Below are 25,459 nucleotides of genomic sequence, written 5' to 3'. Positions count from 1 at the left end.
TACCTGGGCTCCGGCCTGCGCCGGAGCGACAGGCAAGATCAGTTCGTGGGCGGCGGCAGGATCGCGATCTGCCTGAGCGCCGAGCGCGCAATCCGGCGCTGCGCCGTGCCGGTCCGCGCCGCCGGGCAGCTGTTGCTGCTGCGGTAGGCCAGGGCTGCGGACAGCAGGCCTTCGGAGGTGTCGCCGAGCGCGTGCGACAGGTCGTCGGACACGCTGCAGGTCGGCGCGAAGCCGTCGGCGAAATCGCCGAAGCCCTTGGCGTTCACGCCCTGGAACTGGATCGCGAAATAGGTCGTCCCGCAGTTGTCCTGCGGGGTGAAGCCGTAGGGCTTGCCGCAGGTCTGGGCGCCGATGATGTCGACTTGCACGTCGATGCCGCGCAGGCCGTTGATCACCGCTTCGCTGGCCGAGCAGGTGTCGGCCGTGGACAGCACGGTCACGTGCTTCAGGCCCAGGTAAGGCAAGGCCGTGCCCTTGGGCGCCGAGAAGCCGTAGGCGGTGCTCATGAACTGGATCGGCGCGTAGGTCTGGGTCTTGTCGTTGAAGCGCTCCTGCTCGAAGGTTTTGCCGTTCGAGGCCGGGCCGGCGATCATGTAGGCCAGCTCGCTGGCGACGTACAGCAGGCCGCCGCCGTTGTAGCGCATGTCGAGCACCAGGTCGGTCGCGCCCTGGCTCTTCAGGCTGGAAAACGCGTTCACCAGCTGCTGCTCGGACACCGCGTTGTGGTCTTCGAAGCTCAGGTAGCCGACGCGGCCGGTCGGGGTGTCGATCACCTTGACGTTCTTCACCGGCGCCGTGGTCACGACCGCCGCGGTCATCGTCACCGTGAAATTCGAACCGGCGCGCTGGAAGGTCAGCGTGTGCTGCTCGCCTGCCTTGGCCGGATACAGGCCGGCGTTGACCTTGGTGAGGGTCGCCTGGTCGGCGGTGTTGACGAAATCGTAGCCGTCGATCGACATCAGCTGGTCGCCGCGCTGCAGGCCGGCGCCGGCGCCCGGCGAGCCGGGTTCGACGATCGCGGCGCGCCAGGTGCGCGGCGCCTTGGTCGAATCGTACGACCAGGTCAGGCCGTAGCCGGTGTCCTGGCTGGCGTTGCTGAGCGCGTCCCACTCCGCCGTCGTGTAGGTGAAGTGGAACTGGTCTTTCGGCTTGCCCGACGCCGTGATCAACGGGGTCTTGAGCGCACCGAAGTAATCGATCGCGTTCGTGTAGTCCGCCATGTGCACCGTGCCCGGCACCTCGTTGTACCAAAGGTAGGTCGAGTCGATCCAGCCGCGCAGGAATTTGAACTCGTCCTGCAGCGTGCCCTGCTTGTCTGGGAATGGAACACCTTGCGCATCGACGCCGGAGCGCGGCGCGGCGCACGAGTTGGCATAGGCCTGGTAGTTGCTCGGGATCGGGTCCGCGCCGCCGGCAGGCGTCGTGGACGAGGGCGCGGTCGTGTTCGACGTGCTGCCGCTCGTGACGCCGGGACTGCCGCCGCCGCCGCCGCCGCACGCGGACAGCATCAGGACGGAAACCAGGGCGCAGGCGGCAAGCCGAGGGAAGGCGGTCGAATGACCTGAGAGGGCAATGGGCGAGCTCATGCGCCTGATTATAGACGTACTTGCCCTACAGAATGAAACTAAATGTAACAGTTGGGTCGATACGACAACGGTGGGAAAGCTGCACCGCCGCAAGGCTGAGTGGCCCTGCGGCGGCGCTTGCCGATGTGTCAAACCGGCGTAGCGAATTGATGCATCAAGCCGCTTGCGCCGCCGTCCCGGCGCCATGGAAAGCGGCGACCAGGGCCGCCTCCTTCTGCCTGGCCGCGTTCAGGTTGCGCTCCTTGACGTGGCCGAAGCCGCGGATGTCTTCCGGGATGCTGGCGATCGCCACTGCCTGCGCCAGGTTGTCGGCGCCCAGCTTGGGCAGCAGCGCGTCGATGGTCGTCCGGTACTGCTGGACCAGGCCGCGCTCCATCTTGCGCTCGGCGGTGTGGCCGAACGGATCGAGCGCCGTGCCGCGCAAGCCTTTCAGCTTGGCCAGCACGCCGAAGGCCTTCATCATCCACGGGCCGAATTCCTGCTTGACCAGGTGGCCGTCCTGGTCCTTCCTGGCCATGACCGGCGGGGCCAGGTGGAACTTGAGTTTGACGTCGCCTTCGAACATGCCGTCGATCTTGGCCATGAAGGCCGGATCGGTGTACAGGCGCGCGACCTCGTACTCGTCCTTGTAGGCCATCAGCTTGTGCAGGTTGCGCGCCACCGCATCGGATAGCCGCGAGCCCTTGCCGACGCGCTCCTCGGCCGCGCGCACGCGCGTGACGAAAGCTTCGTACTCGCGCGCGTACGCCACGTTCTGGTAGGCGGTGAGCAGCTCGACGCGGCGCTTGACGACCTCGTCCAGCGACTGGCTGCGCTTGAACTCGATCACCTTGGCGGGTGCGGCCAGCTTCTGCACCGATGCGAGATCGTGCGCGGCCGTGCGGCCCCAGTTGAAGGCGGCCTTGTTGAAGGCGATCGAGACGCCGTTCAATTCGATCGCCTTCATGATCGAGCTTTCCTGCAGCGGCACGCGCCCCTTCTGGAAGGCGTAGCCGAGCATGAACATATTGGTGGCGATGGCGTCGCCCATCAGGCTGGTGGCGATCTGGCCGGCGTCGATGAAGTCGACGTTGTCCTTGCCGCAGGCTTGCAGGATCGCGCCGCGCGAGCCCTCGGCCGGGAATTGCCAGTCCGGGTTCTTGATGAAGGCGGCGGTGGTGGCGCCGCTGCCGTTGACGAAGGCCCGGGTGCGGCCCTCCCCCATGCGCGACAGCGCGTCGCGGCTGGCGGTGACGATCTGGTCGCAGCCGATCACGAGGTCGGCGCTGCCGGTGCCGACGCGGGTCGAGTACAGCGTGTCCTGGCGGTCGGCCAGCTTCACGTGCGACATCACCGGGCCGCCCTTCTGCGCCAGGCCGCTCATGTCGAGCACCAGCGCGCCCTTGCCCTCGACGTGGGCGGCGACCGCCAGGATCTGGCCGACCGTGACCACGCCGGTGCCGCCGATGCCGGTGACCAGGATGCCGAACGGCGTCGCGGTGGAGGGAATCTGCGGCATCGGCAGGGCCGGCGCAGGGGCATCGTTCGACTGCGCCGACGACTTTTTCGGCTTCTTCAACGCGCCGCCTTCGACGGTGACGAAGCTCGGGCAGAAGCCGGTCACGCACGAAAAGTCCTTGTTGCACGAGGACTGGTTGATCTGGCGCTTGCGGCCCAGTTCCGTCTCGAGCGGCTCGATCGACAGGCAGTTCGATTGCTTCGAGCAGTCGCCGCAGCCTTCGCACACGGCTTCGTTGATCACCGCGCGCTTGGCCGGGTCCGGGTACGAACCCTTCTTGCGGCGGCGGCGCTTCTCGGAGGCGCAGGTCTGGTCGTAGATCATCGCCGACACGCCTTGCACCTCGCGCAGTTGGCGCTGCACGTCCATCAGTTCCGCACGGTGGCGCACGGTGACGCCTTCGGCCCATGGGTAATCGTCCGGGTACTTGTCCGGCTCGTCGGTCACGACGATGATCGGGTTGACGCCCTCGGCCGCGAGCTGGCGGCTGATCCTGGCCGGGTCGAGCGGGCCATCGTGGGACTGGCCGCCGGTCATCGCGACCGCATCGTTGTACAGGATTTTATAGGTGATGTTGACCTTGGCCGCGACCGAGGCGCGGATCGCCAGCACGCCCGAGTGGAAGTAGGTGCCGTCGCCGAGGTTGGCGAACACGTGCTTTTCGTCGGTGAACGGGGCCTGGCCGATCCAGGTCGTCCCTTCCGCACCCATGTGCGTGAAGGTGGAGGTTTCGCGGTCCATCCACAGCACCATGTAGTGGCAGCCGATGCCGGCCATCGCACGCGAGCCTTCCGGCACCTTGGTCGAGCTGTTGTGCGGGCAGCCCGAGCAGAAGTACGGGATGCGGTCGGTTTCCGGATTGGCCTTGGCGGGAATCGCCTTGAGCACGGCCTCTTTCGCTTCCAGGAAGGCGATGCGTTCCTTCACGCGTTGCTCGACCGGATGGCCGGCGCAGTAGTGCGAAATGCGCGAGGCGATCGCGCGCGCGACCTGGGCCGGGCTCAATTCATACGTGCCGGGCAGCAGCCAGTCGCCCTGGCCGGAGCGGTTCCTGATGCTCCATTCGCCGGCGTCGTCGAACTTGCCGACCACGCGCGGACGCTCGCCATCCGGCAGGTTGTACAGCTCTTCCTTGAGCGCGTACTCGAGCACCTGGCGCTTTTCTTCGACCACGATGATTTCGTCCAGGCCGCGCGCGAACTCGTGCACGCCGACCGAATCGAGCGGCCAGGTCATGCCGACCTTGTACAGGCGCAGGCCGATCTCGCGCGCGGCCTGCTCGTCGATGCCGAGGTCGGCCAGCGCCTGGCGCGTGTCGAGGTAGGATTTGCCGGCGGTGATGATGCCGATCCTGGGTTGCGGGCTGTCCCAGATCAGCTGGTTGAGCTTGTTCGCGCGCGCGTACGCGAGGGCCGCGTACCACTTGTAGTTGTTCATCCGGACTTCCTGGTCCAGCACGGCGTCCGGCCAGCGGATGTTCAGGCCGCCCGGCGGCATCTCGAAGTCGGTCGGGATGACGGTCTGCACGCGGTCCGGATCGAGGTCGACCACGGCGCCGGACTCGATGATGTCAGTGACGGCCTTGAGCGACACCCACAGCCCGCTGTAGCGGCTCATGGCCCAGGCGTGCAGGCCGAAGTCGATGTATTCCTGCACCGACGACGGGTACAGCACCGGGATGCCGACGTGGTGCAGGATGTGGTCCGACTGGTGCGCGGTGGACGAGGACTTGGCAGAGTGATCGTCGCCGGCCAGCACGATCACGCCGCCATGCTTGGCCGAGCCGGCGTTGTTGGCGTGCTTGAAGACGTCGCCGCAGCGGTCGACGCCCGGGCCCTTGCCGTACCACATGGCGAACACACCGTCGTACTTGGCGCCTTCGAACAGATTGGTCTGCTGGGTGCCCCACACGGCGGTCGCGGCCAGGTCTTCGTTCATGCCCGGGTGGAAGTGGACCTTGTGCGCTTCCAGGTGCTGCTTGGCTTTCCACGCGGTCTGGTCGACCTGCGTGACCGGCGAACCGCGGTAGCCGCTGATGTAGCCGGCCGTGTTCAGTCCGGCCTTGAGGTCGCGCTCGCGCTGCAGCATCGGCAGGCGGATCAGCGCCTGGGTGCCGGTCATGAAGGCGCGGCCGCGTTCGAGCGTCCACTTGTCGTCGAGGGTAATGTCGTGGGCAGGCGCGGACGGCGGCTGCGGCTCGAGTTGCGAGCGGTCCTGGGGGGCGTTCATTGGTGTCTCCAATATGGTCGGGGTGCGCAGCCTCTGTGTGCTTTTTAGCGCATGTCAGGAGCAGTATAGACCTGCGCTTCCAGCATTAAATTTCAATCAATTCCCCACGTCCGGCGACTTGCGCAATAAAATTGCGGAATGTATGAGCGCTTAGGGGAAATCGTGTCAAAAATCGAGCTGGATAAAACCGACCGCAAGATTCTCGCCATTCTTCAGGAGGATGGCCGCCTGTCCAACCAGGACGTGGCCGAGCGCGTCAGCCTGTCGCCGTCGCCCTGCCTGCGCCGCATCAAGCGACTGGAAGAGGCCGGCGTGATCCGCCAGTACGTGGCCTTGCTCGACCCGGACAAGCTGGGCCTGGGCCTGCTGGCCTACGTGAACGTGCGGCTGGAAAAGCACAGCGAAGGCCCGGGCAATGCGCGCATCCCGGCGACCTCGCCGCGCTTCGAGTTCGCCCAGGCCGTGTCGACCTGGCCGGAAGTGGTGGCCTGCTATGCGATGACCGGCGAGATGGATTTCCTGTTGCGCGTGCATGTGGAGGACATGGACCACTTCTCGCGCTTCATGATGAGCACCCTGCTGCGCCACCCGGCGGTGCTGGACGTGAAATCCAGCTTCGCCCTGCAGCGCATCAAGGAGACGACGGCGCTGCCGATCGTCTGAGTTTCACCAGCCCATCAGCGCCTGCAGCGGCGGCGCCAGCTCGCGCGCCATCTCGGCGTGCTGCGGCGTGGTCGGGTGCGCGTCCGCGCTGTCGCCCGGATGGTGGATCGACGGGATCGCGCGCACGCGCGGGTCGCCCACGCGCGCGACGGTGGCCGCGATGTAGTCGGTCAGCGCCGCCTTCTTCTCGCCATCGAGGATCGCGCCTTCGCTCAGCGCGATCTTCGCGTGCGGATGGTCGCGCAGCAGCGTGCGCACGAAATTGACGTAGGTGTCGACGTACCAGGCGCGTTCCGGGATGCCCTGCGTGAAATCGTTGGTGCCGATCGTCACCAGGATCAGGTCGGGATCGTAGTCGGCCTGGTTCCATTTGACGGGGTGGGCGGCGTCCGGGATCGCGAGCTCGTAAAAGGCCGGCAGCTGGTATTCGTCGGTGCGGTTGTTATAGCTGCGCACCAGGCCGCGCCCGCCGAAGCACACCAGCTGCACCTGCGCGTGCAGCGCCTGGCCGAGCAGCATGCCGTAGGAGGCGCCGGCGTTCCACCAGCTCGGCTTGCCCTTGTCGGCCGCATCCGGCCCGCTTGGACGCTGCATGCCGGCGCCGCAGGTGACCGAGTCGCCCAGCACCAGCAGCTTGCGCGACGGCAGCGCCGGCGCCTGCGTGATGCGGCCATCGGTCGTGAAGCGCGCGATGGCGGGCACGCCCAGCCAGGTCTCGGTGCGATGCACGATGTCGACCCGGTGCGGTCCCGGGCCGGCGTCCTTGAGTAACTCGTAGCTGCGCGGCTGCGGATCGAGCTGCAGCACGGTCGGCGCGCCGCCATCGACGATCACGTCGACCACGCTGTTGGCGCCGCCGCCCGCGGCCTCCATCGCCAGGCGGCCGCCCTGCACCGCCAGCGTCAGGGTCACGCCGGAATAGCCGAAGCGCACCGTGCCGTCGGGTTCGGCCACGGTGCGGCCCATGCGCACGATGCGCGCGTCGTCGGCGCGCACGGTCTCGCTGGCGTTGGCCACGCTTGCGCTCAGCAGCGCGGCGGCGATCAGGGCGCGGGTCAGCGTACGCATGTCGTCCTCACTTCATCAGGGTTTCGATATCCGGCAGCATGGCGTCGGCCCAGATGCGGTAGCCCTTCGGCGTCGGATGCAGGTTGTCGGCCATGATGTCGTGCGAGATGGTGCCGTCGGCCTGCAGCAGGCGCGGACCGTAGTCGCGGTAGACCACGTGACGGCCCTCTGCCAGCGTCGCGACCATGCGGTTCAGCGCGCGCACCTGCACGCGCTTGGCCTCTTCCTGCGGCTCGCCGTAGGGCAGCACGCCGTTGAGCAGGATGCGCGCGTCCGGGTATTCGCGGCGCAGCGTCTCGACCACCTTGCGGATGCCGGCGAAGGTCTGCTCGGTATCGTCCGCGCAGTGGAAGAAGTTGTTCACGCCGATCAGGAGCACGATCGCGCGCGGCTTCAAGGCCGCCATCGCCGGGTCGTCCAGGCGGTACAGCACGTTGCCGGTGTGGTCGCCGCCGACGCCGAAATTGACCGCGTGGAAGCGCCCGAACTCCTGCTCGAACAGGTCTTGCGGCCAGCCCTGGGTGATCGAGTCGCCGACGAACATCAGGTCGACGCCGCCTTGCTTCGCGCGCGCCTGCTGGGCCGCGTGGATCTCGTTCCATTTGGCGACCGACATCCACGTGTACTCTTTCGTGCGCGGCATCGGCGTGACGGCGCAAGCCGCCGGGGACAGGCCGTTGCTGGGCGCAACCGCGACCGCGTCCTCGGCCGAGGCCACGGCGATATGGCCGGCCGTGCCGACCTGGGCGGTCAGCAGCGCTGCCAGCAGGGTCGAAACAAAACGCTTGCTCATGTGGGGTCTCCTTGTTTTTTCAGGCGCAGCAGCACCACGCCATGCGCCGGCACGGTGACGTCGAGGCGGTGCGCGGTGTCGCCGGTCTTGCCGCTCCAGGCATCAACCCAGGTGTAGCGGGTCTTCTTGAAGTCGGCGTCGCGCTTGGACAGGTCGTCGCCGATCGAATGCTGCTGCCAATCGTAACGGTAGGCCAGCGGGGCTTCGCCGCGGTTCAGGATCATCAGGGCCCACTCGTCGTTCGCCATCGGCTTGGCCCACAGCTCGACGCTGCCCTGGTTATAGAAACGCAGCGCCTGCACGCCAAGCGGGTCCTGGTTGATGGCGATGACCGCGCGGTTGGCGACGATCTTATGCGTCGCTGCCGGCATCGAACGCAGGTCGTTGCCGAGGATGAGCGGCGAATCCATCATCGCCCAGATCGAGAAGTGGGCCCGGTCCTCAATCTCGCTCATGCCCATGCCGACTTCGAGCATGTCCATGTCGTTCCAGTGGCCCGGCCCCGAGTACTTGCGCAGGCCGGCCTGCTTGTCGAGGATGCGCAGCACGCCCAGCGCCGACCACGAGCCATGGCTCATCTCGCAATCCCAGCACGGATAGATGTCGCCGGTCGTGCGCCAGGAGTGGCCGACTTCCGGCGCCCATTCCCACGGCTTGTTGTCGCCCCATTCGCAGATGCTGAACAGGATCGGCCGGTTGGCCGCGCGCAGCGCGTCGCGCATGGTCGTGTAGGCGCCGACCGCGTTGATGTTCTTGCTGTCGCACCAGTCGTACTTCAGGTAGTCGACGCCCCAGGCCGCGTAGGTCTGCGCGTCCTGGTATTCGTGGCCGCGGCTGCCCGGACGGCCGCCGCAGGTGGTGGCGCCGACGTCCGAATAGATGCCGAGCTTCAGCCCGCGCGCGTGCACGTAGTCGGCCACCGCCTTGATCCCGTTCGGGAAGCGCTGCGGGTCGGGCTGGATGTCGCCGTGCGCGTCGCGCGCGCCGTGCCAGCAATCGTCGATGTTGATGTACTGGTAGCCGGCATCCTTCAGCCCGGTCTTGACCATGGCGTCGGCGGTCTCGCGGATCAGCTTCTCGTCGATGTTGCAGGCGAAGCGGTTCCAGCTGTTCCAGCCCATCTGCGGGGTCTTGGCCAGGTCGTCGAACTTCTGCGCCGATGCGGTGATCGGCGGCGTGATCATGGCGGCGGCCAGCAGCAGCGTGCCCGTGCGCTTCATTGTTTGCCTCCGATCCTGGCGCCGATCGCCTGCAGGCGCCTGGCCGAATCCTGGATGACCTGGATAGTGCTGGCGTCGCTGTCGAACACCGAGTACAGGCCCTGCTCTTCCTGCGGCGGATCGCCGACGAAGTCGTTGCCCGGTTTCCACCAGTAGTCGGCGTTGGCCGCGCGGCCGGCGCCGCCCCAGGCCCAGAAGGTCCAGCCGGCGACCGGATCGCCGGCGGCGGCGCGCTTCTCGATCAGGGAAAAGACTTCGCCGTAGAAGCGGTCGCGCACCCTGGTCGAGGACTTGATGTCGAACGAGGCGCCGTCGCGGTTCAGGCCGAACTCCTCGAGCACGATCGGCTTGTGCACCTGCTTCGCGTAGTCGATGTGCTGGTTCAGGTACTGCATGCTCTTGTCCATCATGCCGGCCCAGGTGGCGTCGGCCCGCTTCGGGTCGAACCAGCCCCAGTTCGCCGGCCACAGGTGGTAGGTCAGGTAGGCGACGTCGGGCGTGCGGTGCGCGTCCATGTACAGCTGCGCATCCTGTACCGAGCCGGCCAGGCCTTCGCTGCCGGTGCTGACCATGTGCTTGCCGTCGAGCGAGCGGATGTAGTGGGCGGTGTCGGCGACCCACTTCACGTAGGTCGCCTTTTGCTCGCCGCCGGCCTTGCTGTTGCCGGGACGCGGCTCGTTGGCCAGCTGCCAGGACAGCACGGCCGGGTCGTCGCGGTAGCGCTTGCCGGTGACGCTGTTGGTGCGGTTGACGATGTGGTCGATCACCTTGCGGTACTCGGCCTGCGCCTTCGCATTGGTGTAGAAGCGCGCGTTCTCGCCCATGAAGCGTTCGTAGTCCTTGCTCACGTTCGGGTCGTGCGCCGGCGTGCCCTCGAACCAGTTCAGGTACTGGGTCATGCCGCCCGACCACTGCCAGAAGTTGTTCAGGTAAAGCACGGCCGTCATGTCGCGCCTGGCCAGTTCCGCCATCAGGAAGTCCAGGCCTTTCAACAAATTCTCGTCGTAGTCGCCGGGTTTGCGCGTGGTGGCCGGACGCACCGCGCTCTTCATGTCGGTCTGCTCGGACACCGCCAGCACGCGCACGTTGTTGATGCCGATGGCTTTCAAGCGGTCGAGTTCCTTCACCAGGCGCGCACGCTGCCCGACGCCGCTCGGCGCGCCGAGATAGCCGCCGTACCAGAAGTTGGCGCCGGTGATGACGTAGGGATGGCCGTTGCGCACGAAATGCGTATCCTGCACGGCCACGAAGCCGTCCTGGCCGTTGTCGGCGGCCATGGCGTTAAAGCTGGCCAGGGCGGCGAGCAGGAAGGCTGCGGTCGCGGTTTTTTTTGCGATCCTGGTTGTCATGTCTCCTCCTCCGTTGCGATCAGCGTGCGCGGCCGCGCACGTCCAGCACCTGGGCCGGCAGGTCGACGGTGACGCTGGCCGCATCAACGCCGGCCGCATCCTTGGCCAGCATCAGCTTGTACTGGCCCTTGGCAATGTTCCAGGTCTTAGCGGATTCGTCGAACATGCCGAGCACGCGCGGCTCGACCGTGACCTCGACTTCCTTCGATTCGCCCGGCTGCAGCGCGACCTTGTCCCAGCCGGCCAGGCGCTTCGGTGCTTCCCACTTGGCCGCGAGCGGCGACACGTACACCTGCGGCACCGCCTTGCCGGCGAGCTTGCCGGTGTTGGTGACCTTGAAGCGCACGTGCAGCTTGCCGTCCTGGACTTTCGCGCCGAGGCCGGCATACGAGAACGTGGTGTACGACATGCCGTGGCCGAACGGGAACAGCGGTTTCAGGCCCTTCAGGTCGAACCACTTGTAGCCGATCGCCGCGCCTTCGCTGTAGTCGACGGCGAAGGCTTTTTCTTCGTTCTTGCGGTCGCCGTCCAGTTTCGGGCGCGGCAGCTGCTGCTCGGAAGCCGGGAAGGTGGCCGGCAGGTGACCGGACGGGTTGACCGCGCCGAACAGCACGCGCGCGATCGCCTCGCCGCCGCTGGTGCCCGGGTACCAGGCTTCCAGCACGGCCGGGGTCTTGTTCAGCCACGGCATCGCGACCGGGCTGCCGTTTTCCAGCACGACCACGGTGCTGTTGTTGGCCGCGGCGACCGCGTCGATCAGGGCATCCTGCTTGTCGGGCAGCGCCAGCGAGACGGCGTCGTTGGCTTCGCCGACCCACTGGGTGGCGAACACCAGCGCCACGTCGGCGGACTTGGCCACGCGCGCGGCGCGCGCCGGATCGGTGCCGTCGTCGAACACGATCTTCGCATTCGGTGCCTGCGCCTGGATCGCGCGCAGCGGCGACGACGGGTGGTACACGACCGGACCCGGCCAGATCTTCGGCTCCAGGCCTTTCACGGCCATGCCGCCGACCGGATACACCTGCGACGAGCCGCCGCCCGACAGCACGCCGACGTCGGCATGACCGCCGATGATGGCGATGGTGCGCACGGTCTTGGCAAGCGGCAGCACGTTGCGGTCGTTCTTGAGCAGCACCATGCCGTCTTCGGCATCCTGGCGGCTCACCGCGCCGTGGGCGGCGAAGTCGATCGCGCCGCCCTCGCGCACCGGGTGCTCGACCACGCCCTTGGCGAACATCGCGTACATGATGCGCGTGACCATGTCGTCCAGGCGCGCCTGCGGCACGCGGCCGGCCTTCACCGCCTCGGCCAGCGCCGGGCCGAAGTAATCCATCTTGTCGAATTCATGCCCCGATTCCTGGTCCAGGCCATTGTTGGCGGCCATTTCGGTGCTGTGGGTCGCGCCCCAGTCGGACATCACGAAGCCCTTGAAACCCCAGTCCTTCTTGAGCACTTCGTTGAGCAGGTAGTCGTTCTCGCAGGCGTAGACGCCGTTGACGCGGTTGTACGAGCACATCACCGAACCGGCGTCCGAGCCTTCCAGCGCCAGCTGCATCGCCAGCAGGTCGGACATGCGCATCGCCGCCTTGTCGATGCGCGAGTCGACCACGAAGCGGCCGGTCTCCTGGTCGTTCATCGCGTAGTGCTTGACGGTCGAAACGATATGGTTCGATTCGATGCCCTTGACGGTCTGGCCGACCATGGTGCCGGCCAGCAGCGGGTCTTCGCCGGCGTATTCGAAGTTGCGGCCGTTGCGCGCGTCGCGCAGCAGGTTGACGCCGCCGGCCAGCATCACGTTGAAGCCGGACGCGCGCGCCTCGGCGCCGATCATCGCGCCGCCGGCATAGGCCAGTTTCGTGTCCCAGGTCGAGGCGGTCGCCAGGCCGGACGGCAGCTGGGTGCGCTCGCGCACCTGCGGGCCCGCCTGCGAGGCCACGCCCAGGCCGGCGTCGGTCTCGAACAGCGCCGGGATGCCCAGGCGCGCGGTGCCGGGGATGTAGCCGGCCGATTGCGCCAGCGCGGCCGGGGTCTTCTTCTTCGGGCCGAAGTCGTTGCCGAACCAGGCGAACACCCAGCTCAGTTTTTCTTCCTGGGTCATGGCCTGCACCGCCAGCTTGGCGCGCTGGTCGGGGTTCAAGGAGCTGTCCAGCCAGGGTTTCTGCGCCGGTGCGGGTGCATCCGCGGCGTGGGTCAGCAGGGGCAGGCAAGCCGCGATGGCGGCGATCATGATTCGAATACGCATGGGAGGGCCTCTCTATGTCGAGTCGGTGTCGTTGTTATTGGTATGAAGACGCGCCGCGCACCCGAAGGCGCGCAGCGCGGATATGTCGAATGACCCGGAGCGTTACGCGCTCTTAAACGGCCTTGACTTCGACGAACATGCGCGCGTACCGGGCGCCGAAGTACAGGATGTAGGCGTAGCAGACCGCCGGGATCAGGAACGAGGTCTGCAGGCCGATCACGTCGGCGGCTTGCGCCTGGATCACCGGGACCACGGCGCCGCCGGCGATCGCCATCACCAGCAGGCCCGAGCCCTGGCTGGTCAGCGGGCCCAGTTCATGCACCGACATGCTGAAGATGGTCGGGAACATGATCGAGTTGAACAGGCCGACCAGCAGCACCGCCCACATCGCGAAGTGGCCATGGCCGAAGGTGGTCGCGACCAGCAGCAGGATGCAGGCGGCGGCGTTGAAGGCCAGGACCTTGCCCGGGCTGATGGTGCGCATCACGGCCGAGCCGATGAAGCGGCCGACCATCGCGCCGCCCCAGTAATAGGCGACGTAGTTGGCCGCGAGTTCGGGCGCGAAACCGGCGATGCTCTTGTCGCCCATGTAGTTGATCAGGAAGCTGCCGATGCTGACTTCGGCGCCGACGTACACGAAGATCGCCAGCACGCCCAGCATCAGGCGCTTCTGCGAGAAGATCGAGCCGCTGGCCACGCCCGCGTCTTCGTCCTTGATGATCGGCAGGCGGATCACGGCGAACAGGATCGCCAGCACCGCCAGCGTGGCCGCCAGGCCCAGGTACGGACCCTGGACGGCGTGCGCCTGCGCCAGCTTCTCGGCGGCGCTCATGTTGTTCGGATCGGCCGCTGCCGAGATGTGCGACAGGATCAGGTAGCCGCCGATCGGGGGGCCGACGAAGGTGCCGAACGAGTTCAGGGCCTGGGTCAGGTTCAGGCGGCTCGAGGCGGTGGCCGGCGGACCGAGCACGGTCACGTACGGGTTGGCCGCGACCTGCAGGACGGTGATGCCGCCGGCCAGCACGAACAGCGCGAACAGAAACAGGCCGTAGCCGCTGGTGGCGGCCGGGTAGAACAGCGCGGCGCCGACGGCGCACACGGCCAGGCCGATCACGGCGCCGGCTTTATAACCGGTGCGGCGGATCAGGGCGCCGGCCGGGATCGACAGCAGAAAGTAGCCGCTGAAGAAGGCCAGGTTCACCAGCATCGCCTGCACGTAGGTCAGGTTGTAGACCGACTTCAGGTGCGGGATCAGGATGTCGTTCAGCGACGTCAACAAACCCCACATGAAGAACAGGGCCGTGACGATCGTCAGGGGAAAGGTGTATTTGGCGGGTTGGGCCTGGCCGGCGGTGCCGATCGCCGCCGAGGAAGCACGTTCCATGTAAGTCTCCTAGGTGTGTTGCCGTGTTTTTCATGCAACTTTTTTGATAAGGACATTTTGCATAAGCCATTGTCAAGGGTCAACGACATGAAAAGCCCCCGGCCTTGTTTAGTCCGAATGACTAAACAACTGTCTTATTCTAGTGAAATCGGTTTCACACGTCTGTGGCAAAGACGTCACAACCTGTTTAGTAAAGAGAGGCTAAACTCAGCATGGCCGGGCGCGCGCCTTTGACCATGCAATAACGATATGCAAGACTTCATCAAAACAAGCGGCGCAGCACGGACACCCCGGGCGACCGCGACAACGACACCGGAGACAATGTGAACCCCGACTCCTCGCGTGCCGCGGCGTCAGCCGACGGTTCATCGCAGGTCACGATCCGCGACCTGGCCAAGTATGCCGGCGTATCGGCCGGCACCATCTCGCGGGCGCTCAAGAACGAGCCCGGCCTGACCGAAACCACGCGCCAGATGGTGCTGGAAGCCGCTCGCGAACTGGGCTACGACTTCTGCAAGCTGCGCCGCAAGCGTATCCGCCGCCTGGCCTTCCTGCTGCATCGCCATCACAATACCGCCTCGAGCAGTCCGTTTTATTCGCCGGTACTGCACGGCGCCGAGGAAGCCTGCCGCCGCCAGGGTATCGTGCTGTCTTTCATGGCGATCGACCCGGCCGACGGCGTCAGCGAACAGCTGCGCATGCATGCGCCGGATGCGATCGTGTGCGCCGGCTTCTTCGAGCCCGAGCTGCTCGCCGCGCTGCGCGCCAGCGGCAAGCCGATCGTCCTGATCGACATGAAGCTGCGCGGCTACAGCTCGGTCAACCCGGACAACCACATGGGCGGCTACCTGGCCACTAAACATTTGCTCGGGCTCGGCCGCACGCGTGTGGCGATGATCTCCGGGCCGCTCAGCCACTACAGCATCCGCGAGCGCAACCGCGGCTACCGCCAGGCCCTGTTCGAAGCCGGCATCCTGGCCGATCCGCGCCTGGACATGATGATGCCGGAAGGCGTCGACCTGGAAACCGGCGCGCAGGAAGCGATGCAGTCGCTGCTGGCCCTGCCCCATCCGCCCGACGCCGTGTTCTGCTACAACGACGCCGCCGCCCTGGTGGCGATGCGGGTCTGCCTGGCGGCCGGGATGACGGTGCCGCACGACGTGTCGATCGCCGGTTTCGACGACATCTCGAGCGCCGTGCTCGGCCATCGTCCGCTCACCACGCTGCACATCGACAAGAAGGAGCTGGGTGCGCTCGGCGTCGAACTGCTGCTGCGCGGCAGCCAGGAGCCGCCGATCGAAAAGGTGGCGCCGGTCGAGCTGATCGTGCGCGCCAGCACCGTCTGCGACGATTTCCGCACCCAGGTGCGGCGCCCGGGGGCGGCGCTGCTGGGCTGATACCGGCCTGCCGCCGGACTAAAAAAATTCCAATAACGACGAGACCACGATGCAACCCGATTTCCGATCGCGCGCCTTTTTGCTGGAGCATATCCGCCACACCCGCAGTTTCTACGATCCGCGCTGCCTCGATGCGAGCGGCGGCTTTTACCATTTCTACAAGGACGACGGCACGGTCTACGACGCGCGCACGCGCCACCTGGTGAGCAGCACCCGCTTCGTGTTCAACTTCGCGATGGCGTACCGCCAGTTCGGCGACGCCGCCGACCGCGAACGCGTGCTGCACGGGCTGCGCTTCCTGCGCGAGGCGCACCGCGACCCGGCCACCGGCGGCTATGCCTGGACCCTCGACTGGGACAAGGGCAACAAGCAAATCACGGACGGCACCAACCACTGCTACGGCCTGGCCTTCGTGCTGCTGGCCTGTTCGCATGCGCTGATGGCCGGCGTCGAGGAAGCCCGCCCCTGGCTGATTGAAACCTTCGAGCTGATGGAGCAGCGCTTCTGGCAGGCGCAGTACGGCCTGTACGCCGACGAAGCCAGCGCGGATTGGTCGCAGCTGTCGCCCTACCGCGGCCAGAACGCCAACATGCATTCCTGCGAAGCGATGCTGGCCGCGTTCGACGCCACCGGCGACGTACGCTATCTGCACCGCGCCGAAACGCTGGCGCACAACGTCACCGTGCGCCAGGCGGCCCTGTACGGCAACCTGATCTGGGAGCACTACCGCGCCGATTGGTCGGTCGATCCGGACTACAACCGCGACGACAAGACCAACATCTTCCGCCCCTGGGGCTACCAGCCGGGCCACCTGACCGAGTGGGCCAAGCTGCTGCTGATCCTGGAACGCCACCAGGACCAGATGCAAGGCGACGCCGGCTGGCTGCTGCCGCGCGCCAAAGAACTGTTCGACGCCGCCCTCGCGCGCGCGTGGGACGGCGAGCATGGCGGCATCGTCTACGGCTTCGGCCCGGACGGCGCCGTGTGCGACGCCGACAAATACTTCTGGGTGCAGGCCGAAAGTTTTGCCGCCGCCGCCCTGCTGGCCGCACGCAGCGGTGAATCGGCGTACTGGGACTGGTACGACCGCATCTGGGCTTACAGCTGGGAACACTTCGTCGACCACCGGCATGGCGCCTGGTACCGCATCCTCGGCCCGGCCAACGAAAAGCTCACCGATGAAAAGAGCCCGGCCGGCAAGACCGACTACCACACGATGGGTGCCTGCTACGAGGTGCTCGATGTCGTGGACGCGGTGGTGAAAGCATGACGCTGCCGGTCTTCGTCGCCGCCGGCGAGGCGCTCACCGACATGATCGTCGACGATACTGGCGCCACCCGCTGGATCAGTAAAGTCGGCGGCTCGACCTGGAACGTGGCGCGCGCCATGGCTCGTTTGAACGTGCCGAGCGCGTTTGCCGGTGCGGTCAGCCGCGACGTGTTCGGCGCACAGCTGCGCCAGGCCAGCCTGGATGCCGGCCTGGATCCGCGCTTCCTGCAGCAGGTCGACAAATCGCCGCTGCTGGCGATCGTGCACCGACTCGATCCGCCCAGCTATTTTTTCGTCGGCGACGACAGCGCCGACCTGCACTTCGATCCCGCCGCCCTGCCGGACGGCTGGAGCCATGCCTGCCGCTGGGTCCATTTCGGCGGCATCAGCCTGGCGCGCGGGCCGCTGGCCGGCAAGCTGGTCGAGCTGGCCGGGCAATTGAAGGCGGAGGGGGTGCGCATCAGCTACGACCCGAACTTCCGCGCCAACATGGACGAGCGTTACGACGCCACGCTGCGCCGCATGACGGCGCTGGCCGACGTGATCAAGGTGTCCGACGAGGATTTGCTGGGCCTGCTGCGCACGGAGGATGCCGACGCCGCGTTCGACACGCTGCGCGGCTGGAATCCGGGCGCCAGCTATTTGTATACGAAAGGCGCGGCCGGGGCCTCGCTGCATACGCCGCACGGCGAATGGTCGCTGGCGGCGCCGCGCGTCGCGGTGGTCGACACGGTCGGCGCGGGCGACGCCAGCATCGCGGCGCTGGCCTGGAGTTTCATGCATCGGCCGGAGCACGACGGTTTTCAGCATCTGCGCTTCGCGGTGGCCGGCGGTGCCGCGGCCTGCCTGGCGGCCGGCGCCACCCCGCCCGCGCTCGACACCATCGAAGCGATCGCGGCTGGAATTTAACGCTTGGGCATCAGCCAGCGCCTGGCGCCGCGCAGGTTGGCCTTGACGGTGTAGTCGATCTTGGCGAACTGCTCGTCGAGCGCCTCGGTCAGCACGCTGGCGGGGCTCGGCGGCGGCAGGTGCAGGTGGGCGTCGGCTTCGCCGTAGTCCCGCTGGATCTCCATGCCGGCCTTTTTCGCGATGTGCATCATCGTGCGGTTCGAGGACAGGCATTGCATATATAAAGTGTCGACCTCCGAGTTGCGGCAATGGATGGCGGCGCGCTCGAACAGGCGCGTGCCGACGCCCTGCCCGCGCGCTGATCTTGCGACCGACACGCCGAACTCCGCCACCTTTTCCTTGTCCGTGTAATAAACACTGTCCGGGTGCGCCTCTTTCGAGGTGAACGCGAGGTGGCCGACACCGGCCAGCTGGAACTTGCGGTCGATCACGCCGAACACGATGTCTCGCGCGAAGTCGATCTTGCCGACGTAGGCCGTGACCTGTTCGTCGCCGAGGATGCTGCCGAAGCGCAGCAGGCGGTCGTCGCGGTCGAGCGCGAGGAAATGCCGCAGCATGCGCTTGCGGTCGCGCTCGCCAAGCGCCTTGACCAGCACGACGCCCTGGCCATGCTTGCCGCGCTTGCCGAATACCTGGCCGAACCAGCGCCGCAGCGGGTTCTCCGGTGGTTTTTCTCCCATGATTGCCTTGATTTGTGCGCTGCACCAATCCCGGTATTGTACGGGATCGGTGTCCTCTTCAGTCGCGCACCTTAGTCACGTACATCACCGAGGGCCGCCTTGACCGCCGCCACCCGCGCCGCATGGATCGCGTCCGGGATCTTGTCGCGGGCGTCGACCAGGCGTCCGGCGATCTCGCCGGCATTCACGCCGCGCGCCGCGTCCAGCGCGCGCAGCAGGTACGGCGCCTGCGGATAGTCGCGGTAGCGCATCTCGTGGGATGCGTGCCCGCGCCCGCGCGCGTCGCACTCGGATGCCAGCAGCATCTGCGCGAAGCGCTCGGGTTTTCGAAACGCATCGCAGCGTTCGAACAGCGTAACGATGGTGTTCGGGCGCAGTTCGAGCGCACGGCTGACGTTGCCGTGCTCGCGCGCGGTCATCACGGCGAGATCGCGGCAATCCGTGGGCACGCGCAGGCGCTTGGCCAACGCCGTGATCAGCTTCGGTCCCATGCCTTCGTGGCCATGGTGCTTGGGCCAGTGTTCTTCGGGCGTGGCGCCCTTGCCGAGGTCGTGCATCAGCGCGGCGAAGCGCACCGGCAGTTCGAAACCACGCTCGGCGGCGTAGTCGATCACAAGCATCATGTGCACGCCGGTGTCGACTTCCGGATGGTGCAGCGGCGGCTGCGGCACGCCCCACAAGGCGTCGAGTTCCGGCAGGATGCGCGCCAGCGCGCCGCAATCGCGCAGCACGGCGAACATGCGCGATGGGGTTTGTTCCATCAGTCCGCGCGAGAGTTCCTGCCAGACCCGCTCCGGCACCAGCGCGTCGACTTCGCCGTCATCCACCATCCGGCGCATCAAGGCCAGCGTGCTGTCGGCCACGCGAAACTCGGGAAAGCGGGCGGCGAAGCGCGCCAGGCGCAGGATGCGCACCGGGTCTTCGACGAAAGCCTCGGACACGTGGCGGAAGATGCGCTTTTCCAGATCCTGGCGGCCGCCATACGGATCGACGATGCCGCCATCCTCGGCGCGCGCCATGGCGTTGATGGTGAGATCGCGCCGAATCAGATCGTCTTCGAGCTTGACGTCGGGCGAGGTGTGGAACACGAAGCCGTGGTAGCCCGGCGCGGTTTTTCGTTCGGTACGCGCCAGCGCGTATTCCTCTTGCGTCTCGGGGTGCAGGAAGACCGGAAAATCCTTGCCGACCGGCCTGAATCCCTGTTCGACCATCTGCTCCGGCGTGGCGCCGACCACGACCCAGTCGCGGTCCTGCACCGGCAATCCGAGAAGTTCATCGCGGACTGCGCCGCCGACTACGAAAGCTTGCATCGTTTGATTCAATTCAGTCCGGCAGGTCGTCTTCGTGGCCGGCGGCGATTTCGGTCTCCTTCATCGCTTCCTCGACCCACCGCGCCACGGCCGGGTGCGCCTGCATGCGGTCGCAGTAGGCTTGCAGGGCCGGCGCCAGCGCCACGCCGTAGGTCTTGAAACGCATGACCACGGGCGCATAAAACGCGTCGGCGATCGAAAAGTCGCCGAACAGGAAGTTGTGGTGGCCGAAGCGCGACAGACACTCTTCCCAGATCTCGCAGACGCGGCCGATGTCGGCCTGGGCGCCCGGCGTGCGGCCACGGCCCGGCAAGCGCGCCTTGATGTTCATCGACATCGCGTTGCGCAGATCGGCGAAACCCGAATGCATCTCGGCGGCCACCGCACGCGCCATCGCGCGCGCCGCCACGTCCTGCGGCCACATGTGCTTGTCAGGAAATTGCTCGGCCAGGTATTCGCAGATCGCGAGACTGTCCCAGATCGTCATCTCGCCGGCCAGCAGCACCGGCACGCGGCCGGCGGCCGAATAGCGCGCGATCTCGTTGGCGGTTTCCGGTTGATCGAGCAGGATGCGCACCTCGGTGAACGGGATGCCGGCGGCGACCGCGGCGACCCAGGGCCGCATCGACCACGATGAATAATTCTTGTTGCCGATGACGAGGGTGAGGCCGGCCTGGCGCGCCTGGTCGAGAGTCTGCGTGAGCGTTGGATCGAGTTCGATGGTCTGCATGGGCGAAGCGAAAAAGTCGGTTAGCGCCCCGCGCGTGCGCGCAGGACGTCGAGCTGCCCGTCCGGCGCGAGGTATGCGGGGGCGACGGCTTCGAGCGCAGTGAGCTTGATTCCGAGCGCCTCCGCTGTCAAGACTTTTGTGGACGGCGTAACAACATTATCGACTTTCATGGAGTCGAGGTTGTCGCGCGTGATGAGCGGCTCGCCCGGCAGCATCTCGAAGAATACCGCCTGCAGGTGCGCGACCGCGTCCGGCAGCGCGACGACCTTGCGCTCGTGGCCGGCATAGCGTCCGGCCAGGCGCACCAGCTCGCCCAGCGTATAGATGTGCGGCCCGCCCAGTTCGTAGATGTTGCCGGCGCTGTGCGGCTCGAACAGGGCGCGCACGAAGGCCTCGGCCACGTCGCCGACGTACACCGGCTGGAAGCGCGCGTTGGCGCCGGCCAGCGGCACGAGCGGCAGGTGGCGCTGCAGGCGCGCGAACATGTTCAGGAAATTGTCGCCCGGGCCGAACACGACCGAGGGCCGGAAGATCGTCGCCGCCACCTCCGCGCGGCTGCGCGCGGCCTGCTCGCCATCGGCCTTGGAGCGCTGGTACATCGACGGTCCGCGCACGTCGGCGCCCAGCGCGCTCATGTGCAGGTAGCGCGGCGCCCCCGCGCGCGCGCATGCGTCGGCGATGCGTTGCGGCAGCTCGACGTGGGCGCGCCGGAACGCCTTGCCGTAGGGCGTGCCGCGGTCCGAGTGCAGGATGCCGACCAGGTTGATCACGGCCGTGTGGCCGTCGACGAGGCGCTGCAGCGTGGCGTCGTCGCGCACGTCGGCCTCGATCACGTCGACGCCGGGCAAGCGCTTCAGGTGATCGCCGTGCTGGGCGTGGCGCGTCGGCACCACGACCCGCACGTCGCGCTCGGCCAGCCGCGCCGCCAGGTGACTGCCGATGAATCCGGTTCCTCCGAACATGACCACCGACAGTGGGTGCATGGTTTTTCCTTTCGAGTGAGGCCTGTCAGGGCAGGCCGATGCCGCCCGAGCGCGGCGAAATCGTCCCGAGCCGGGCCTTCAGCGACTGCGGGCGGCGGTCGAACAACGCTGCATAGTTGGTAGCGTTCGACATCACGTTGCGCACGTAGGTTCGGGTTTCGTCGAACGGGATGGTCTCGACGAAGATCGCCCCTTCCATCGGCGTGTTCAGCAAGCCGCGCCAGCTGCGCGCGCGCGCCGGACCGGCGTTGTAGGCGGCGGTTGCCAGCACCTGCGAGCCGTCGGCGTTGGCCAGCACCATGTTCAGGTAATTCGTGCCCAGGACGATGTTGGTGCGGATATCGTTGAGCATGCCATGTCCGTAATCGGCGAGGCCGATTTTTTCGGCGACCCACTTGCCGGTCGACGGCATCACCTGCATCAGGCCGGCGGCGCCGACGCCCGACTGCGCATCGGTGACGAAGCGCGATTCCTGGCGGATCAGGCCATACACCCAGGCCTGGTCCAGGCCCAGGCTTTGCGCGGTCGGCTGCAGGATGTCGTCATGCGGCGCCGGGAAGCGCTGGGTGTAGTCGAACTCGGTGCGGGTACGCTCCGAGGTGCTGACCATGCGGTCGAGGATCTGGTTCTGGCGCGCGTATTCCGCCGAAGCCAGCAATTGGCGCTCGGTCATGTTGTTCAGCGCCCAGTTCCATTCGCGCGTGCCCTCGAAGCGCAGGCGCAGGCTGAAGAACTTCAGCGCGCGCTTGAAACCGGGATTGCTCGCTGCCTGGGCCAGCTCGGCCGGGGTCGGCGGCGCCGCGCTTGGCGGGGTCGCGATCTGCTGGCCGAGCTCTTCCATGGCGAGCTGGCCATAAAAACTGTTCTGGTCGGCGATGCGGCGCAACAGCGTCTGGGCGTCGTCCTTGCGATCCAGCGCCACATACGCGCGCGCCAGCCAGTAGGTCCAGCCGGTCTGCTCGCGCTGCGGCTTTTCCATCGCTTCGATGGTCGAGCGCACCATCTTCCAGTCGCCGCGGCGCAGTGCGATGCGGGTTTTCCACTCGAGCTGTTGCCAGCTCAGCGGCGCGCCGGCCGCGCGTTGCCAGTCATCGTAGGCGTCCGGCGCCAGGGTCAGCGAGGCGGCGTAGGCGATGTTGGCCCAGCCGGTCGCAAGCTCCTCCGCCGACAGTTTAGACGCATTCTTGTTCAGCGCCACCGTCGCCAGCTTCATGCTGGTCCTGGCCATGCGGCCGAGCGCGACCAGGTAGATCTGGCGCTCGGCGGGCGTGCTGCCGACGCCGCGCGCCATCGCCAGCGCCGGCACGTCGACGGCCTGGGCGGCGCGGGTGTCGGATGCGCCCAGCAGCAGCGCGGTACGGCGCGACGGGCCGGTGGCGTGCATCTCGCCGGCCAGGCGCAATTGCGCCAGCAGGTCCTTGGTCGTGAATTGCCCGGACTGGGCCAGCTGGGCGACCAGCGCGGCGCAGGCGTCGCCGTAATTCGGGGGATTGTCGAGCAGCACACGCGCCTCGTCGGCCACGTTCTGGCCTTTCACTGCGCGCGACAGCAAGGCGTAGCACTTGAGCTGGTAGTCGTCGTTCTTGACGAACCGCGGCAGCTCGCGGTCGAACTGGGCCCAGTCGCGCCGGCGGCCGAGTTCGAGCAGCCAGTCGTTGCGCAGGCGGTCGGCGATGGCGCTGCCCTCGTAGCGCTTCAGGAAATCCAGCACTTCCTCGTTGGATGCGTCGCGCAAGCGCGGTTTGAGCCGATAATAGTCGACATACGACGGGATCGCGTAGTTCGGCAGGCGCGCCGCCAGGCCGGCCGCGCGGTCGGCATCGTTCTGGCGCGACGCCTCGCGCAGCTGCAGGAACAGGTTGTCCTGTTCGCGCTGGGCGTCGACGGCGGCAGAAGCGGCTGCGGACGGCAGGGGCTGCAAGCCGGAAGACGCGGACGGCGGCGCTTGTCCGGGTGCGGGCACCGGCGCGTAGCCGCCCACCGGCACCATCGGCTGGCCCGGTGCGACCGCCGCCGGGATCGGCTGCGTGGTCGGCGCCGCTTGCTGCGGCTGGGCCGGCTGGGCCTGGCGCGCCGATGCAGTCGATACGAGGAAGGCGCCGGCAAGGGCAAACGGAACGCCGGCTAACAATTTTGACGACAACATATTTAATCTACGCTTCATTTTATCCATGACCGGCGAATCAAGAATAACACGCAGCCTCTCGCGCTTGCCAGACGCTGACCCAAGCGTGTCGCAAGACACACAGACAGCCAAGGCAGCGTTACGAAAAGCGCTCCGAACAACACGTGGGGCAATTGATCCAGCAATCAAGGTCCAATGGGATGCGCATATCGGCGCCCAGGTCGTGGCCTGGTGGCGCTTGCGCCAGGTCGACACCATCGGCGTGTACTGGCCGCTGGCCGGCGAGCCCGACTTGCGCGCCGCCTACAGCGAATTGTTGCGCTCGGGGGCGCGCTTGGCCTTGCCGGTGGTCATGGAAAAGGATGCTCCGCTTGCCTTTGCCGAATGGACACCAGGCGAGCCGATGATTCCCGACGAGGCCGGCGTGCAGGTGCCGGCCCAGCTGCGTTTCATCGAGTCCCCGCCGGCCCTGTTGATTCCTTGCCTCGGATTCAATGCCGATGGTTATCGCCTCGGCTACGGCGGCGGCTATTACGACCGCACGCTCGAGCGCCAGCCGCGGCCGCACACGCTCGGCATCGCCTACGGCAGCCAGCTCGCCGTGTTTCCGCATGGCCAGTACGACGTGCCGCTGGATGTGATCTTGACCGAGACCAGCGAGGTCACGTGATAAAAAAATGCCCGCACGCTGGTGGCTGCGGGCATTCCTGACGGCGCTGCGGCCTTGGCTGCCGTTGGCGGCTTTGAATCAGTGACCTTGCAAACGCTGACAGATTGCAGTCGTCGGTCCAGCCTGGTTCATGCTGTAGAAATGCAGGCCCGGCGCGCCACCGGCGATGAGGCGCTCGCACAAGCCGGTCACCACGTCGAGTCCGAACGCCTTGATCGACGCGCTGTCGTCGCCGAAGCTGGCCAGCTTGAGGCGGATCCAGCGCGGGATTTCGGCGCCGCACATGTCGGAAAAACGCATCAGCTGCGTGGTGTTCGTGATCGGCATGATGCCGGGCACGATCGGCACGTCGACGCCGAGCTTGCGCGTGTTGTCGACGAACGCGAAGTAGGCGTCCGGGTTATAGAAATACTGCGTGATCGCCGCGTTGGCGCCGGCCTGCACCTTGCGCGCGAACGCCTGCAGGTCGTCCTGGGGCGAGCGCGCCTGCGGATGCATTTCCGGATAGGCCGCCACTTCGATGTGGAACCTGTCGCCCGTTTCCGCGCGGATGAATTCGACCAGGTCGCTGGCATAGCGCAGCTCGCCGGCGCCACCGTAACCGCTCGGCAAATCGCCACGCAGCGCGACCAGGCGGCGGATGTCATGCGACTTGAATTCGTTCAAGATCGCACGGATCGATTCGCGCGTGGCGCCCACGCACGACAGGTGGGGCGCGCCGACGTGGCCTTCGGACTGGATTTCCTTCACGGTCGACAGCGTGCCCTGCTGGGTGCTGCCGCCGGCGCCGAAGGTGACGGAAAAATACTTGGGTTGGAGCTCGGCCAGCCGCTGGCGAGCCGTGCGCAGCTTGTCCGCGCCCTCGGGAGTCTTGGGCGGGAAAAACTCGATACTGATGTCAGGGGTTTCCATCTTTATTGAGGAGTAAAGTCGAAAGCGCCCACGAAATCACACTATATAAAATGGCCGCCACGAAGGCCGATCCGAAGCCGGCCACGTGGAAACCCTCGACCAGGTGCGCCACCAGCAAAAACATCAGCGCATTGATCACCAGGATGAACAAACCGAGCGACACCACCGTCACCGGCAGGGTCAGCACGACCAATACCGGGCGAATGAAGGTGTTGACCAGCCCCAGCACCAGGGCGGCGACCAGCGCAGCCCCCAGGTGGGTTACGGTCACGGAATGCATCAGGTAAGGCAGCGCCATCAGGGCTGCGGCATTGATCAACCAGGTCAGGAGCAAGCGCATGTGGGTGTCTTTCGTGAAGGCGAACGGGTCCGGCGCGCCGGAACGGGCATGCAGCCCGCGCACGGCGCTTTCACGGAAGAGCTTACCAGACTACTAAAGCGG

General features: G+C 66.7%; 20 protein-coding genes. 5 read left to right on the top strand and 15 right to left on the bottom strand.

Features of this window, described 5'->3' with window-relative positions; all coding sequences use genetic code 11:
- Positions 1 to 38: 38 nt before the first annotated feature.
- A complete protein-coding gene (locus tag FA90_RS20205; RefSeq protein WP_036172021.1) occupies positions 39 to 1,586 on the bottom strand; it encodes a S41 family peptidase in 1,548 nt (515 codons plus the stop codon).
- A 154-nt stretch (positions 1,587 to 1,740) separates the two neighbouring features.
- Complete coding sequence (locus FA90_RS20200) at positions 1,741 to 5,313, bottom strand: indolepyruvate ferredoxin oxidoreductase family protein (protein ID WP_036172016.1); 3,573 nt, start codon at positions 5,311 to 5,313, stop codon at positions 1,741 to 1,743.
- 162 nt (positions 5,314 to 5,475) lie between these two features.
- On the opposite strand from FA90_RS20200, the gene FA90_RS20195 reads away from it, so the two are divergent.
- Entirely contained in the window at positions 5,476 to 5,976 is a 501-nt protein-coding gene (locus FA90_RS20195; protein ID WP_036172012.1) for an Lrp/AsnC family transcriptional regulator, read from the top strand.
- Positions 5,977 to 5,979: 3 nt separating this feature from the next.
- Here the strand turns inward: FA90_RS20195 and FA90_RS20190 are convergent, their stop codons facing one another.
- From FA90_RS20190 to FA90_RS20165, 6 genes are all read right to left on the bottom strand, one after another.
- Positions 5,980 to 7,044, bottom strand: a complete 1,065-nt coding sequence (locus FA90_RS20190) for a GDSL-type esterase/lipase family protein (protein WP_036172009.1) — start codon at positions 7,042 to 7,044, stop codon at positions 5,980 to 5,982.
- A gap of 7 nt (positions 7,045 to 7,051) precedes the next feature.
- Entirely contained in the window at positions 7,052 to 7,837 is a 786-nt protein-coding gene (locus FA90_RS20185) for a GDSL-type esterase/lipase family protein (RefSeq protein ID WP_051971949.1), read from the bottom strand.
- A complete protein-coding gene (locus FA90_RS20180) occupies positions 7,834 to 9,057 on the bottom strand; it encodes a glycoside hydrolase family 27 protein (protein ID WP_036172006.1) in 1,224 nt (407 codons plus the stop codon). Before FA90_RS20180 ends, FA90_RS20185 begins: the two co-directional genes overlap by 4 nt.
- Positions 9,054 to 10,406: a cellulase family glycosylhydrolase gene (locus FA90_RS20175; RefSeq protein WP_081933959.1), complete on the bottom strand. Its 1,353-nt coding sequence runs from the start codon at positions 10,404 to 10,406 to the stop codon at positions 9,054 to 9,056. The genes FA90_RS20180 and FA90_RS20175 overlap by 4 nt, the downstream gene beginning before the upstream one ends.
- Positions 10,407 to 10,425: 19 nt before the next feature.
- Positions 10,426 to 12,648 (bottom strand): glycoside hydrolase family 3 C-terminal domain-containing protein, encoded by a 2,223-nt coding sequence (locus FA90_RS20170; protein WP_036172005.1) that lies wholly within the window; start codon positions 12,646 to 12,648, stop codon positions 10,426 to 10,428.
- A gap of 112 nt (positions 12,649 to 12,760) precedes the next feature.
- Positions 12,761 to 14,032, bottom strand: a complete 1,272-nt coding sequence (locus FA90_RS20165; protein ID WP_036172002.1) for a sugar MFS transporter — start codon at positions 14,030 to 14,032, stop codon at positions 12,761 to 12,763.
- A 323-nt stretch (positions 14,033 to 14,355) separates the two neighbouring features.
- On the opposite strand from FA90_RS20165, the gene FA90_RS20160 reads away from it, so the two are divergent.
- Genes FA90_RS20160 through FA90_RS20150 form a run of 3 tightly spaced genes read left to right on the top strand, consistent with a single transcriptional unit; the run spans position 14,356 to position 17,607 of the window.
- Positions 14,356 to 15,429, top strand: coding sequence for a LacI family DNA-binding transcriptional regulator (locus tag FA90_RS20160; RefSeq protein WP_051971948.1), 1,074 nt, complete (start codon positions 14,356 to 14,358; stop codon positions 15,427 to 15,429).
- Positions 15,430 to 15,478: 49 nt separating this feature from the next.
- On the top strand, positions 15,479 to 16,699 hold the full coding sequence (locus FA90_RS20155) for an AGE family epimerase/isomerase (protein ID WP_036171999.1): 1,221 nt from the start codon (positions 15,479 to 15,481) through the stop codon (positions 16,697 to 16,699).
- The gene (locus tag FA90_RS20150) at positions 16,696 to 17,607 is read left to right on the top strand and encodes a carbohydrate kinase (RefSeq protein WP_036171997.1); all 912 of its coding nucleotides are present in this window, start codon (positions 16,696 to 16,698) and stop codon (positions 17,605 to 17,607) included. Before FA90_RS20155 ends, FA90_RS20150 begins: the two co-directional genes overlap by 4 nt.
- Here FA90_RS20150 and FA90_RS20145 read toward each other — a convergent pair.
- The 5 genes from FA90_RS20145 to FA90_RS20125 form a co-directional block, all read right to left on the bottom strand.
- Positions 17,604 to 18,287, bottom strand: a complete 684-nt coding sequence (locus tag FA90_RS20145) for a GNAT family N-acetyltransferase (protein WP_036171993.1) — start codon at positions 18,285 to 18,287, stop codon at positions 17,604 to 17,606. The two genes, FA90_RS20150 and FA90_RS20145, sit on opposite strands and share 4 nt — an antisense overlap.
- 71 nt (positions 18,288 to 18,358) lie before the next feature.
- A complete protein-coding gene (locus FA90_RS20140) occupies positions 18,359 to 19,597 on the bottom strand; it encodes a multifunctional CCA addition/repair protein (RefSeq protein ID WP_036171990.1) in 1,239 nt (412 codons plus the stop codon).
- A 13-nt stretch (positions 19,598 to 19,610) separates the two neighbouring features.
- A complete protein-coding gene (locus FA90_RS20135; RefSeq protein WP_036171987.1) occupies positions 19,611 to 20,327 on the bottom strand; it encodes a glutathione S-transferase family protein in 717 nt (238 codons plus the stop codon).
- Positions 20,328 to 20,347: 20 nt separating this feature from the next.
- A complete protein-coding gene (locus FA90_RS20130; protein ID WP_373994641.1) occupies positions 20,348 to 21,301 on the bottom strand; it encodes a complex I NDUFA9 subunit family protein in 954 nt (317 codons plus the stop codon).
- 34 nt (positions 21,302 to 21,335) lie between these two features.
- Positions 21,336 to 23,300, bottom strand: coding sequence for a lytic transglycosylase domain-containing protein (locus tag FA90_RS20125; protein WP_036176489.1), 1,965 nt, complete (start codon positions 23,298 to 23,300; stop codon positions 21,336 to 21,338).
- A gap of 241 nt (positions 23,301 to 23,541) precedes the next feature.
- Between FA90_RS20125 and FA90_RS20120 the strand changes: the two genes are divergently transcribed.
- Positions 23,542 to 24,105: a 5-formyltetrahydrofolate cyclo-ligase gene (locus FA90_RS20120; protein ID WP_239701037.1), complete on the top strand. Its 564-nt coding sequence runs from the start codon at positions 23,542 to 23,544 to the stop codon at positions 24,103 to 24,105.
- A gap of 78 nt (positions 24,106 to 24,183) precedes the next feature.
- Here the strand turns inward: FA90_RS20120 and metF are convergent, their stop codons facing one another.
- On the bottom strand, positions 24,184 to 25,017 hold the full coding sequence (metF, locus tag FA90_RS20115) for a methylenetetrahydrofolate reductase [NAD(P)H] (RefSeq protein WP_036171978.1): 834 nt from the start codon (positions 25,015 to 25,017) through the stop codon (positions 24,184 to 24,186).
- A complete protein-coding gene (locus FA90_RS20110) occupies positions 25,004 to 25,357 on the bottom strand; it encodes a phage holin family protein (protein WP_036176482.1) in 354 nt (117 codons plus the stop codon). Before FA90_RS20110 ends, metF begins: the two co-directional genes overlap by 14 nt.
- Positions 25,358 to 25,459 lie beyond the last annotated feature (102 nt).

The sequence above is a fragment of the Massilia sp. 9096 genome (genome assembly GCF_000745265.1).
In the GTDB taxonomy this organism is placed as follows: domain Bacteria; phylum Pseudomonadota; class Gammaproteobacteria; order Burkholderiales; family Burkholderiaceae_D; genus Telluria.
Note: the sequence above shows the minus strand (reverse complement) of the source record. Positions and strands in the feature narration are given on the sequence as shown.